The sequence below is a fragment of the Pseudoxanthomonas gei genome, assembly GCF_010119615.1.
Taxonomy (GTDB): domain Bacteria; phylum Pseudomonadota; class Gammaproteobacteria; order Xanthomonadales; family Xanthomonadaceae; genus Pseudoxanthomonas_A; species Pseudoxanthomonas_A gei.
In genome coordinates this window covers 233064-245854 of record NZ_QOVG01000005.1, presented here as the reverse complement: position 1 = coordinate 245854, position 12791 = coordinate 233064, and the positions used below count along the sequence as shown (strand labels likewise).

Here is a 12791-nt window from a genome sequence, read left to right as displayed (position 1 = left end):
GTGGTACGCCGGAGGGAACGGCTGCGGGAACGGGGGTTCATTTCCTTGCCCGCCGCATCAAGCAGAATCGCCAAGCGTGCGCTTGGTTCAGCCAGACGATCTGGGACTAGGCCGCTCGTTCCTGCAGGCCTTGGTTGATCGATTCCACCAGCGCCTCGGCATTCCAGGGCTTGGACAGGAAATCATGCAGGCCCGCCTCGCGGCGCGCGCGATCGACAGCGGCTGACTCTGCCTGGCCCGACAGCATGATCTTCACTACCGACGGAAAGCGCCCGTGCGCCTGGATCAGGAACTCGTCGCCCTTCATGCCCGGCATGAGCCAATCCGAAACGATCACCAGCAGCGTGTGGCCATCGAGCGCCAGCTCTTCGAGCAACTCCAGTGCCTCCTCGGCGCTTTCGGCAACGTCGATATGGAACTCGCTGCCGAATGCCCGGCGAAGCTGGTCCTTCAACGCGGTCAGCACGATGATCTCGTCGTCAACGCAAAGCAACACGCCCTTTTCCATCATCCGACTCCTGCAATTGGCAAACTGACCGTGAAGGTACTGCCGCGGCCGACCTCGCTGGTCACGTAAATCTGGCCACCATGTTTCTCGATGATCTTGCGTACGATGTCCAGGCCCAGGCCAGTGCCTTCGCCCGCCGGCTTGGTGGTGAAGAAGGCGTCGAAAATCCGCTCCCTTACCTCCGGCGTCATGCCGCAGCCGGTGTCTGTAATCGACACCAGCGCGTTGTCGCCGTCGCGGCGCAAGCCCAGGGTCAGGACGCCCTTTTGATCCATGGCCTGCAATGCATTGTGGATCAGGTTGGTCCACACCTGGCTGATCTCGTCGGGCAGGCAGCGCACCGGCGGTACCTCTTCGAATTGGCGGACCAGCTCGATGCCGTGCTTGATCTGGTTCTGGTAGATCGTAAGCACCGTCTCGATCCCTTCGCGCAGGTCCGACCCGGTCCAGACCTGCACGCCACCGAAGCGCGAGAAGGACTTCAGCGCGAAGATGATCTTGGCCACGCGATCGACCGCGGTGTTGATGTTGTCGGCATTGGTGGTGATGGTGGCAATGCCGTACGCGGTGTTCAGAATGCGGTCGCCTGCCGGGTGGCGCAGCAGCGGCAGCACCTGCTCCAGGTCGGTGTGCGACTGCAGTTGCACCAGCAAGCCAGCGTTGTGGCGGGGTTGGGCCACGCCAAGCGCCTCGAGCTGGGCGGTCACCTCGCGTACGATGCCGCGCTCCTCGCGCGTGCTCATCACGGCCTTGGGTCGACTGGCACGCGTGAGCAGCTCGCTGAAATAGACGCGATGGGCTGCATCCAGTTCGTCGAGCAGGGCGGGCAGATCCAGCAAGGCACTGCCGAGTGCTTCGGTGATATTCCGCCCGCTGGACTTGATCGCGCCGATCGGCGTGTTGATCTCGTGTGCGACCCCGGCTATCAGCTGCCCCAGGGCCGCCATCTTTTCCGAGTGCACCAGCTGGGCCTCGGCCTGGTGCAGATCATGCAGTGCCTGCGCTGCCTGCTTGCGCGCTGCCTCGGCAGTGGCGTAGGCATCGGCATTGGCCAGGGCGATGGCTGCGTACGCCGTTGCCGACCGGAACACTTCGATGTGGCGCTCGCCGTAGGCATCGGCCTGGTGGCTTTGCACGGTCACCACGCCGATGCGCCGGCCGTTTGCGATGAGGGGCCGGAACACGGCCGAACGAATTGGCGCAGACTCTTCGATTGTCGACGCGCTTGGGGCATTGGCCAACTGCGGGTCGTTGAACAGGGTCAACTCACGGTCCTCGCGGAAGGTCAATACCGCCAGCGAGGTGGGATGGTCCAACGGGTAGGAGTTGGAGGCATCGACTACGCCATCCTCGATGTAATAGGCGTAATCCAGGGCGTCCCCGGCCGGTGACAGCAAGGCCACGCCGAAGGCATCCATAGGCAACAGCGCGCCAATGTGGCGCTCCATGGTCTTGCAGATCGCCAGCGTGTCCAGGCTGGCGGTCAGATCCTTGCCCACGTCGCCCAGCAGGCGCAATGTTTCAGCCGATGCGGCGAGTTCGTCATTGGCCTGCTTCAACGCGATGTTCGACTGCCAGCGCGCGACGATCGCCGCCACGTGGCTGGCCACGTAGTTCAAAAGGTCGAGGTCGGCCTGCGTGTAGGTGACGTCCGTGCTGTAGCTCTGCACGATTATCACGCCGTATACCGTGTCCTGTGCAATCAGCGGCGCGCCCATCCAGCTGTTGAAATCAACCAGGCCGCGCGGCGCACGAATCTCGCCGGCCTCTACCAGTGACTGGAACAGGGCATGGTCCAGCAGCCACGGCAGGCGGCTACGGATGACCAGCGAGGAAATGCCTTCGCCAAACGGGAAGGATTCCATGACCTCGCCTGGGTCTTCGTCTACCAGGTATTGCTGGCGGATCATCCCGTCGTCCGCATCATAGGTGGCGATGATGAAATTTTTCGCATACATCAGCCGGCCCACGATGTCATGCAGTTCCACGTAGTGCTCATGCTCCGGACTGTCGGCCACCGACAGCGACGCAATCTCGTAGAGCGCACGCTGCAGTTCCTCGGCGCGGCGGCGTTCGGCCAGCTCTGTCTCCAGTTCAATGATGCGGCTGGCCAGTTGCCCGGTTGAATCAGGCATTCTCGAGCTCCACCCGATTGCGGCCCGCGCCCTTGGCCCGATAAAGCGCGGCATCGGCACGGGCCAGCAGGGCCGCGGCGGTGTCGTCGGGTCGGCAGGACGCAATTCCAAAACTCGATGTCACCTGGCCGACAATGGGGAAAGGATGCGCGGCCATCGCATCGCGCAGTTTCACCGCGATGCCCAGGGCGGCGGCGGCGCTGCTGTGCGGACACACCAGCAGGAACTCCTCACCCCCCAGCCGGCCCAGTACATCGGCGTCACGGGTATGCCGGCGCAGTAATCCCGCGACTTCGATCAACACCTCGTCACCCGCACCATGGCCGTAGGTGTCATTCACCCGCTTGAAGCGATCGATGTCCAGCATGATGACCGAGAGCTCGGCCTGATAGCGTTGGGCGCGGACGATTTCCTCTTCGAGCAGTTCGTCGAGCTTGCGTCGGTTGTACAGGCCGGTCAGCTTGTCGGTCACAGAAAGCACTTCCAGCAGGCGGTTTTTTTCCACCAGTTCTTCCGTGCGGGCAGCCACGATGTCCTCGAGCTCGGCATTCATGCGCCGCAGCTCCTCGTTGTGGCGGATCAGGTCACGTTCCTGCCAGTAGGCGCGCAGGGCCGCCCGTACCGTCAGCACGATGTCGTCGTTGAGGAATGGTTTTTCCAGGAAGCGGTAAAGGTTGGCCTCGTTGATGGCGCGCTTTACGCCGGACATGTCGCTTTGTCCCGTGAGCAGGATCTTGACGGTGTTGGCGGAAGCCTCATGCAGTTTGACCAGCAGCTCGTCGCCGCGCAGGCCCGGCATCATGAAGTCCGAGATCACCAGGCCCAGCTCGCCCCCTTGGGCATGCAGCTCGGCTGCGATCTCCAGCGCCTCGTCGCCGCTTTCTGCGAATTCGACCTGGACTTCGGGTCCGAAATGGCTGGATAGCATGGTCCGCAGCGCGTTCAGCACCGTCGAATCGTCGTCCACGCACAGGATGATGCTCTTCTTTTCCAAGTGCCACCAAGGTGTTGCCCGCACTCTTTATACAGGTATGCCTGTAGAGGCCCGGCCCTTTCCGCGCGCACGGTTGAATCCGGCGCTGGGCGGTTGCAACTGCGGCAAGCAAGGGCATCACCACCGGGTTTTGCAGGCCCCGATCCTGCGGGCCGAGGGGCCCCTGCCGGCGCGCCGGGGAGCCTGCCGTTCCATGCTAATGTCCGCTTGCCTCGAAGGGCGGCGGAGTACTTGCACACACGCCGGGGCGATTGCCATGTGGAGACTGCATCGCCTGCGGGTCGCGGGCGTGCGCTGACCGATGCCGGATTGATTCCCAAGGGAGATGACATGTCGAAGTCGAAACTGCTTGACCTGATGAATAAGCTTGGAAGCGACGCTGCGCTGGAGGCGGAATACCTGAAGGATCCCGAGGCGGTGCTGGATCGCGCCGGGGTTTCCGACGATGAGCGCAAGGCGATGCTGGCAAGTGACTACGCGGCGGTCGGGAAACTTACCGGGTTGGAGGAGGGGCAGTACGCCACCAACCACACCATCAAGACCTACAACGCGTAGCCGTCGGGCCCCTCGGCAGGCGCCTGCCAATGTTCCGGCCCGCCGCGATCGCATTGCTGTGGCTGGCATTCGCCTGCGCGCCGGCCGCCCTGGCCCAGTCGCCCTCCGCCGGCGTGTCGCCGTCGGAGGCGATGGCGCTGGAGGCGCAGGTCAAGGATATCGAGCAGCTTGCGGTCACCGCGCACTGGCGGGACTCGGACAGGAAGATCGGTGCGCTGGCGTCGCGGCTGGATGCGCTCACGCCACTGCAGCGGCACCGCATCGATTACGTGCGCTTGCGCAACCGCGCGCTTGCAGGTGACCAGCCTGCCGCGCTGAAGGGTCTGGCCGAACTGTTGAAGCAGGACCTGCCGGTGCCGTTGCGCGTGCGTATCTACACCACGGCCACCAGCGTTGCGGCCAACCTCGAGGACTGGCCGCGGGCGTTCGCCTGGCTCAACGAAGGCCTGAAATACCTGCACGAGACCCCCACGGAAGCGGCCAGGCTGCTGGGTGCCGCCAGCTACCTGCATACGCTGGTCGGCGAGACCGGGCGGGCCAGGGAACTGGCGCTGCAGGCCCTGCAGATCGTCGAAAAGCAGGACGACCCGCGCGCGCTGTGCATGGCCCTGAGCGACGTGGGACTGGCGGAGGACCACGCAGGCCATTTCAGCGAGGCGGAGAAATGGCGCCATCGCCAGATCGATGCCTGTGTCCGCGCCGGCGATCCGGTCTTCATCGCCAACGGCAAGTACGGCGTCGGCAAGATGGCCGCCGCGCAAGGACGTCATGAAGAGGCATTGAAGTGGGCGAGCGAGGCACTGGCCGAGTTCCAGGCCGTGGGCTTTGAAGTCGGCGCCTACAGTGCCCGGCTGGTCATCGCCGAAAGCCTCATCGCTACCAACCGGCAGCTCGACCAGGCCCAGGCGATGCTGGTCGACACCCTCCGCTATTACCGGGAACAGGAATCGGACCTGGCCATCGCCGAGACCGAACGCCTGCTCGCCAGGCTGGCCGAGAAGCGCAATGACATCGCCGCCGCGCTGGCCCACACCCGGCAGGCGATGGCGGTATCGGAAGCGGTCGAGGTCGTCGCCCGCGAGCGACGGCTGGCCTTCCTGCAGGTCCAGTTCGATACCCGGCTGAAGGAACAGCAGATCGCCCTGCTCGAAACCGAGAAGGCGCTGGCCGCGGTGCAGGTCACCGCGAACAAGCGCCGGCAACTGATGCTGGCCATGGGCATGGCCGGGTTCCTGGTCACCGCCATCCTGCTGTCCATCCTGCTGCGCCGGTCATTCCTCCAGCGCCGCCGCTACCGCTGGCTGTCCGAGCACGACAGCCTGACCCGCCTGCTCAACTACCAGCAGGTGCGCAAGCTCGGCGCGGAGGCGTTCGCACGCACCCGTGCCAGCGGGCAGCCGTTCACCGCGATCGTCACCGACATCGACCTGTTCAAGCAGGTCAACGACCGCCACGGCCACGCCGCCGGCGATGAGGCGCTGCGCGCCCTGGGCGCGTGGATCAGTGAAACGGTCGGCGCGGACGGTATCGCCGGGCGCAGCGGCGGCGACGAGTTCACGATCCTGCTCGAGGCCGACGCGGCGCAAGCCCAGGCGCTGCTGCAACGCCTGCGCGACCGGATGCAACCGATCACCGTGTTCGGGCACACGTTCCGCTTCAACATCAGCTCCGGGGTCTGCCAGGCCGAGGGGCAGGCCGTCACCCTGGAGCAATTGATCCACGAGGCGGACCAGGCCTTGTACCAGGCCAAGGACGAAGGTCGGAACCGCGTGGTCCGCGCGGCCGATGCCGCCTTCGCATCGGCGCCGGCGGCGGGCCTGGTGGTGGTGGGCAGCGGCATCCAGTTCGGTCGCCACGCCAGCGAACGCTGCCTGTCGGAAATCCGCGAGGCCCAGGTCGTGTTCTGCCTGACCGACCCGTTCGCGCTGGCGATGATCCATGGCCTGCGTCCCGACGTGGTCAATCTTGGCGCCCACTACGCCGCCGGCAAGGATCGGCGCGAGACCTATCGCGAAATCGACGCGGCGATCATGGCCGAGGTCCGCGCCGGCAAGCAGGTCTGCGCGGTGTTCTACGGCCACCCCGGCGTGTTCGCCGACGTGCCGCACGAAGTGGTGCGCAAAGCCCGAGCCGAAGGCTTCCCGGCGCGCATGGAGCCGGGGATTTCGGCCGAGGCCTGCCTGTACGCCGACCTCGGCATAGACCCGGGCCATCGCGGCGTGCAGTCGATGGAGGCGACCCATTTCCTGGTCTACGACCGCCAGCCCGACACCGCCGGCCTGGTGTTGCTGTGGCAGGTGGCGCTGTCGGGCGACCTGTCCTGCACCCGCCTGCACGCGGAACGCGAAGGCGTGCAGGCGCTGGTCGACAAGCTGCTGCGCTGGTACCCGCCCGAACACGAGGTGATCCTCTACGAAGCAGCGCGACTGCCGATCGAGACCCCGCGCAGCCAGCGCCTTCCCCTGTGCGACCTGCCCGCGGCGCATTACGAGGAATACACCACGCTGGTCATCCCGCCACTGCGCGCGTTGCGCGATGACCCGGCTTTTGCGCCAGGCGCGTAGCCCGTGTAGCCAGGGCAGCGAGTGAAACAAGCACCGTAGGGCGGGTCTTGACCCGCCATTGCCATCCGTCAGCCCACTTCGGCAGCAAGCGGAAAACAGCTCCACGCAGGCCGGGGCTCGACCCGCCATTGCCATCCTTCAGGCCACACCGGATCGCAGCAACGCGGTGGGTTCAAGCCCACCCCGCGCAGCACCTGTCCCTCAGATCCGCTGCCCGCCGGACACCTCGATGCGCTGCGCGTTGACCCAGCGGTTGTCCTCGGAAAGCAGGCTGGCGATCATCGGGCCGATGTCGTCGGGCAGGCCGACGCGACCCAGTGCAGTCAGCTCGGCGAAGGTCCTGTTGAGTTCCGGGTTGTCACGCACCGCGCCGCCGCCGAAGTCGGTTTCGATCGCGCCCGGCGCCACCGTGTTGACCGCGATGCCGCGCGCGCCCAGTTCCCTGGCCAGGTACACGCTCAGCACTTCCACCGCGCCCTTGGCTGCCGCGTACGCGGCATAGCCGGGATAGGAGGTGCGGGTCAGGCCGGAGGACAGGTTGACGATGCGGCCGCCGTCGGCGAGTAGCGGCAGCAGGGTCTGGGTGAGGAAGTACACGCCCTTGAAGTGCACGTTCACCAGCGCGTCGAACTGCGCTTCGGTGGTCTGCCCGATCAGGGCATGGTCGCCGTGGCCGGCGTTGTTCACCAGGAAATCGAAGGTGTCGCGCTGCCAGGTCTCGCGCAACGCGGACTGCAGGCGCTCGGCGAACCCGGCGAAGGTCGCGACCACGCCGGTATCCAGCGGCAGGGCCACGGCCTGGCGGCCCATTGCCTGAATCTCCGCGACCACGGCCTGGGCGTCGTCGGCCCGGCGCTGGTAGGTGAGGATGACGTCGTCGCCCTTGCGGGCGATGCTGAGGGCGGTATTGCGGCCCAGCCCGCGGCTGGCTCCAGTGACGAGGGCGATCTTGTTCATGTGGAAGCTCCTGTTGGGGGAGCGCCATGATCCCGGCCGGGGCCCGCGCCGTCGTTACCGGAACCTCGCCGGTCCTTGCCCATTCCTCCAGACCGGGCTTGCGCATTGCCCCGGCGTGGTTAGCATCGCGGCATGACCGAGACCCTGCTGCAGGCGGTGCGCCGCTACGTCGATACCCACGCCGATCCGGCTGGCCTGGCGCACACGCCCATCGCCGGCCTGACCACCATCCGCTCGACCACGCCCAGCGGACTGCTGCATGCGATTTCGCGGCCGCTGGTGTGCCTGGTGCTGCAGGGACGCAAGCAGGTGGCGATGGGCACGCAGTCGTTTTCCTTCGGCGCCGGCGATTCGCTGCTGATCACCGCCGACGTGCCGATCGTCAGCCAGATCACCCGCGCCAGCGCCGAGGCGCCCTACCTGTCGCTGGTGGTGGAACTGGACCCGGCGGTGATCGCCGAGCTGGCGCTGCAGGGCAAGGACGAAGCGACCAGTGACAGGCACGCGCCGGTACGCGTGGATCCCACCGATGCCGAAGTCGCCGACGCGGCGCTGCGGCTGATGCGCCTGCTGGATCGCCCGGCGGCGATCCCGGTGCTGCATGCGCCGCTGCTGCGCGAACTGCATTACTGGCTGCTGGAGGGCCGGCATGGCGCCGCGATCCGCCGCCTGGGCTGGCCCGATGGCCACGCGCAGCGGGTGGGACGCGCGGTCGCCGTGTTGCGCGAACGTTTCGCCAGCGTCCTGGCCGTCGAGGAACTGGCGGCGGTCGCGGGCATGAGCCCGTCTTCGTTCCACCAGCATTTCCGCGCGCAGACCTCGCTGTCGCCGGTGCAGTTCCAGAAGCAGCTGCGCCTGATCGAGGCGCGCCGCTTGATGATGGCCGAAGGCCGCACGGCCAGCAGCGCCGCCTTCGCCGTAGGCTACGAGAGCGTGCCGCAATTCACCCGCGAATACGGCCGCATGTTCGGCCTGCCACCGGCCACGGACGCGCAGGCAACCCGGCAATGGGCGGACGCGGCGGCTTGAGCAGACCATGTGTCCTTGAAACGTAGGGCGGGTCTCGACCCGCCATTGCCATCCGGCGGACCATGGGTCGGCAGCCAAGAGCGGTGGGCTTGAGCCCACCCTATGAGTCCCGGGCAATGGCCCGAGCCTCGCCGCCACCCCCGCCCCTGCCAATCGGCACAGAGACATCTGGTGTTATACCTCACTACACTACCAACACAATCAGGGTTGGGAGTGTCGGGATGGGCGTCGAACTGGTGTTGGAATCCGTTGGTTTCACCTATCCCGGCGGGCAGCGCGCGGTGGATGGGGTGGGCATGCGCCTCGGGGCCGGGGTCCTGGGCCTGCTGGGGCCCAACGGCGCCGGCAAGTCCAGCCTGATGCGGGTGCTGGCCACCCTCGCGCGGGCCAGCAGCGGGCGGGTGACCTGGCGGGGCGAGGACATCGCCCGCAAGCCGGACGCATTGCGCGCCGAGCTCGGCTACCTGCCGCAGGACTTCGGCGTCTACGACGCCCTGTCGGCGCGCGAGTTCCTGGCCTTCCTGGCCGCGGTCAAGGGCACCCCGTCGCGCCAGGTCGGCGAACGGGTGGCGCAGTGCCTGGAGATGGTCGGCCTGACCGACATGGCCGACCGCCGCCTCGGCGGCTTTTCCGGCGGCATGCGCCAGCGGGTCGGCATCGCCCAGGCGCTGCTCAACGACCCGCGCCTGCTGATCGTCGACGAACCCACCGTCGGCCTGGATCCGGAGGAACGCGTGCGCTTCCGCCACCTGCTGGCCGAGCTGGCGGCCGACCGCCTGGTCATCCTGTCCACGCATATCGTCTCGGACATCGAAGCCAGCGCCGGCGAGCTGGCGGTGATGGCCGGCGGGCAGCTGCGCTTCCACGGCACCCCCGAGGCGCTGATCGCCGATGCCGTCGGCCATGTGTGGTCGTGGACGGTGCCGTCCGAGCGCCTGGCCGAAGTGCGCGCCGCCCACCGCATCAGCCGCGCCCAGCGCCGCAGCGACGGCGTGGAGATCCGCGTGGTGGGCGAGCAGCTGCCGTCGAACGACGCCCGCGCGGTCGCCCCCGACCTGGAAGACGCCTACCTGTGGCGCCTGCACCGCACGGGACTGGCCGCATGAGCGCGGCGCGGATCATCATTGCGATCTGCATGGCCGACCTGCGCCAGCGCCTGCGCACCCCGCGCATGTGGGTGCTGCTGGGGGCGCTGGCCGCCGCGTCCTGGTGGAGCTTTCCACCGGCCGATGCCGACTACCTGGCGGTCTGGTTCGGCGCCGGCGCGCGTGCCTACTACTCCAGCGCCTGGATCGGGCTGGTCATCTCCTCCATCTACGGCGGCCTGCTGTCGCTGGTCGGCTTCTACGTGGTGCGCGGCACCGTGGTGCGTGACCTGGAAGCCGGCACCTGGCAGATCCTGGTGGCCACGCCGATGAATCGCGCCGGCTACCTGCTGGCCAAGTGGCTGAGCCACGTGGTCCTGTTCGTGCTGGTGCTGGCGGCCGGCATCGCGGTGGGCCTGGTCGCCCAGCAGGTGCGTGGCGAAGTCACCACCCTGGACCTGATCGAACTGCTGAAGCCGGTGCTGCTGATCGCCTTGCCGGCGCTGGCCATCAGCGCCACCTTCGCGGTGTGGTTCGACCTGGTGCCGTGGCTGCGGCGCAGCGCCGGCAACATTCTCTATTTCTTCGTGTGGACGTTCCTGATGACCGGCAGCATCGTGCGCGGCGCGGGCGCCTGGCCGGGGGATCCGCAGGGGATGATGGCCGTGCAGCAGGCGCTGGCCAAGGGCGCCGACCTGCCGGCGGGATTTGCCAAGGGCGGCCTCAGCATCGGCGGGCAGTCGCTGCAGGGCAAGGCGCCGGTGCTGTTCGAATGGACGCACTGGCAGGTCGGGCTGGACGTGCTGGCCTCGCGCGGTTTCTGGCTGGCCGTGGCGGTGCTTGGGCTGCTGGCCGCCGCCCCGCTGCTCGACCGCTTCGCCGCCCATCGCGGTGGCGCCCGCGCCGCGTCCACCGAAGGCCGCCGCCTGCGCCTGCTCGACGTGCTGCTGGCCCCGCTGCGCTGGACCGCCTTCGGCGCCCTGGTCAGCGCCGAAGTCAGCCTGGCCCTGCGCCCGCGCCGCTGGCGCTGGTTCCTGGCGATGGCGGCAATCTTCGCCGCGCAGGCCTTCGCCCCCGAAAAGGGCCTGGTGGCCGCGATCCTCGCCGGCTGGCTGCTGTCGATGGACCACTTCGCCCGCGCGGTCCTGCGCGAGCACGACACCCGCACCGGGGCGCTGGTGTTCACCGCCCCGGGCATGCGCCAGCGCCTGCTGGCCGCGCGCGTGCTGACCGGCATCGGCATGGCCTGGCTGGTGACCTTGCCGGCACTGGTGCGCCTGGGCGTGCAGAACCCGACGGCGGCGGTCGCGGTGGCCGTGGCCGGTGTATCGATCGCGGTCTGGGGCCTGGCGCTGGGCGCGCTGTTCCGCAATGCGCGGCCGTTCGAGCTGGTGCTGGTGGCGGCAGCCTACGTCAGCCTGCAAGGCGCACTGGTGCTCGACGCGCTGGCCGACCCGATGTCGACACTGACCGGCCATGCCATCGCACTGCCCATTGCCGTGGCGATGCTGCTGACGGCATGGCGGCCGCTGGTGGCACGGGTGGCGTAGGACACCGGCCGGGCCTCTGCCCCGCCCTGCCATCAGGCTAGGCGCATTGGGCAGGAAGCCAGGCGTGTTGGCTGACGCAGGCCATGCACGGGGCTGCGTAGTTCGTTGCCACGACCGACGCCACGAAGCGCCGCTCGATCCACGCTCTGCAGACTCGCGCCTTGTTAACGCCGGCGCGCCGATGCTCGGACCCATGCCCGGGTGCCTCCGTCATCACGGTCACCCGAACCAATGGGCTGCATCGGTCCGCATTCAAATCAAATACGAAGGAATCAGGCAATGACCACTCAACAGGGCGACATCCCAGCGGCCGACCACGGCGTACGGCCTACCGACAAGGATCCGCAGCCCAGCGAGGGCCAGGACGAGAAGGATCTGGGCGAGGACGAAGGCGAGAACAAGGACGGCGACCAGTCCGCCGAGACGCTGGACCCCTCGGGCCAGCAAGCCACGCCAGGCACGGATGTAAGCATCGAGAAATCCGACGCCACCGGAAAAGACCTCTACCACTGACCGCGGGTGCACGCTGCCCGTTGAAAACGGCCGAACACCAAACGTAGGGCGGTCTTGACCGCCATTGCCCTCTGTAAGACCACCTCGGCAGGCCGCGAAGAGCGGTGGGCTGAAGCCCACCCTACGACCGCCCCGATGACGCTCTTTTCGCCATCGATGCCGCTCAAGGCGCCGACGCATCCTCAAATCGACGCTGCTTTGATCGCTTGACGACCAGGCTGGTTGTGAGGCTCTCCCGACGCGGTGAGCCTCGTATCAGCCTTGGGAAGTCTTCCATGCCCGGCGCACGTACAAGGCGATTCACGCAGAGTGAACCGGCCCGTGCCCACCCTGACAATCGGCGCTGTCCAGAGAGGCATGCATCCGGCCTCCTCCATCGCATGATCCGATCCCTATGACTCCAGCGCTGCGTTCGGAATATCTGGATCGCGGGAAAGCCCCTTTTCTTTCCGCCGGCTTCACCTTGCTTGAGCTTCTGTTCGCCCTGGCTATCACGGCGATACTGGCGGTGCTGGCCATCTCCCTGTTTACCAAAGCCATCGACAAATCCAAGGTGGCAGCCGCCGTGGCGGACATTTCGATCATCCAGATGGAAATCCAGCGCTACCAGAGCCAGAACAGCACACTTCCCGATGTGCTGCCCTCTGATCGTCGTGACCCGTGGGATCGGCCATACATCTACACCAAGCTGGAAGGCGTCAAGGGAAATGGCTCCGCACGCAAGGACCATGCACTGAACCCATTGAACAGCGACTACGATCTGTTCAGCACGGGCAAGAATGGGGTCTACAAGCCGCAGGTCAGCCAGAAAGACAGCCTCGACGACATCATCCGTGCGCGCAATGGTGCCTATGTCGGGCTGGCCGAGGACTTCTGATGAGTGCGATCACCCGATGAAATT

General features: G+C 66.9%; 11 protein-coding genes. 7 read left to right on the top strand and 4 right to left on the bottom strand.

The features are described 5' to 3' along the window. Positions 1–106: 106 nt before the first annotated feature. From DT603_RS09435 to DT603_RS09425, 3 genes are read right to left on the bottom strand one after another with little or no spacing between them, the layout of a single operon-like run. Positions 107–508 carry a response regulator gene (locus tag DT603_RS09435; protein ID WP_162349625.1) on the bottom strand — a complete coding sequence of 134 codons (402 nt, stop codon included), beginning with the start codon at positions 506–508 and terminating at the stop codon, positions 107–109. After that, a complete protein-coding gene (locus DT603_RS09430) occupies positions 508–2643 on the bottom strand; it encodes a GAF domain-containing sensor histidine kinase (protein ID WP_162349624.1) in 2136 nt (711 codons plus the stop codon). Before DT603_RS09430 ends, DT603_RS09435 begins: the two co-directional genes overlap by 1 nt. Further along, the gene (locus DT603_RS09425) at positions 2636–3637 is read right to left on the bottom strand and encodes a GGDEF domain-containing response regulator (RefSeq protein WP_211368368.1); all 1002 of its coding nucleotides are present in this window, start codon (positions 3635–3637) and stop codon (positions 2636–2638) included. The genes DT603_RS09430 and DT603_RS09425 overlap by 8 nt, the downstream gene beginning before the upstream one ends. A 330-nt stretch (positions 3638–3967) precedes the next feature. On the opposite strand from DT603_RS09425, the gene DT603_RS09420 reads away from it, so the two are divergent. Both DT603_RS09420 and DT603_RS09415 read left to right on the top strand, forming a co-directional pair. Then, positions 3968–4192, top strand: coding sequence for a hypothetical protein (locus DT603_RS09420; protein ID WP_162349623.1), 225 nt, complete (start codon positions 3968–3970; stop codon positions 4190–4192). Between the two features lie 29 nt (positions 4193–4221). Next, on the top strand, positions 4222–6756 hold the full coding sequence (locus tag DT603_RS09415; RefSeq protein WP_162349622.1) for a diguanylate cyclase: 2535 nt from the start codon (positions 4222–4224) through the stop codon (positions 6754–6756). Between the two features lie 201 nt (positions 6757–6957). Here the strand turns inward: DT603_RS09415 and DT603_RS09410 are convergent, their stop codons facing one another. Further along, positions 6958–7713 carry an SDR family oxidoreductase gene (locus tag DT603_RS09410; protein ID WP_162349621.1) on the bottom strand — a complete coding sequence of 252 codons (756 nt, stop codon included), beginning with the start codon at positions 7711–7713 and terminating at the stop codon, positions 6958–6960. A 132-nt stretch (positions 7714–7845) separates the two neighbouring features. Between DT603_RS09410 and DT603_RS09405 the strand changes: the two genes are divergently transcribed. The 5 genes from DT603_RS09405 (at position 7846) to DT603_RS09385 (ending at position 12767) form a co-directional block, all read left to right on the top strand. Beyond that, the gene (locus DT603_RS09405) at positions 7846–8742 is read left to right on the top strand and encodes an AraC family transcriptional regulator (protein ID WP_162349620.1); all 897 of its coding nucleotides are present in this window, start codon (positions 7846–7848) and stop codon (positions 8740–8742) included. Between the two features lie 221 nt (positions 8743–8963). After that, positions 8964–9848, top strand: a complete 885-nt coding sequence (locus DT603_RS09400) for an ABC transporter ATP-binding protein (protein WP_162349619.1) — start codon at positions 8964–8966, stop codon at positions 9846–9848. Further along, entirely contained in the window at positions 9845–11377 is a 1533-nt protein-coding gene (locus DT603_RS09395) for an ABC transporter permease (RefSeq protein WP_162349618.1), read from the top strand. Before DT603_RS09400 ends, DT603_RS09395 begins: the two co-directional genes overlap by 4 nt. Before the next feature lie 279 nt (positions 11378–11656). Further along, complete coding sequence (locus tag DT603_RS09390; RefSeq protein WP_162349617.1) at positions 11657–11890, top strand: hypothetical protein; 234 nt, start codon at positions 11657–11659, stop codon at positions 11888–11890. Between the two features lie 394 nt (positions 11891–12284). Then, on the top strand, positions 12285–12767 hold the full coding sequence (locus tag DT603_RS09385) for a type II secretion system protein (protein ID WP_162349616.1): 483 nt from the start codon (positions 12285–12287) through the stop codon (positions 12765–12767). The last annotated feature ends 24 nt before the right edge of the window (positions 12768–12791 follow it).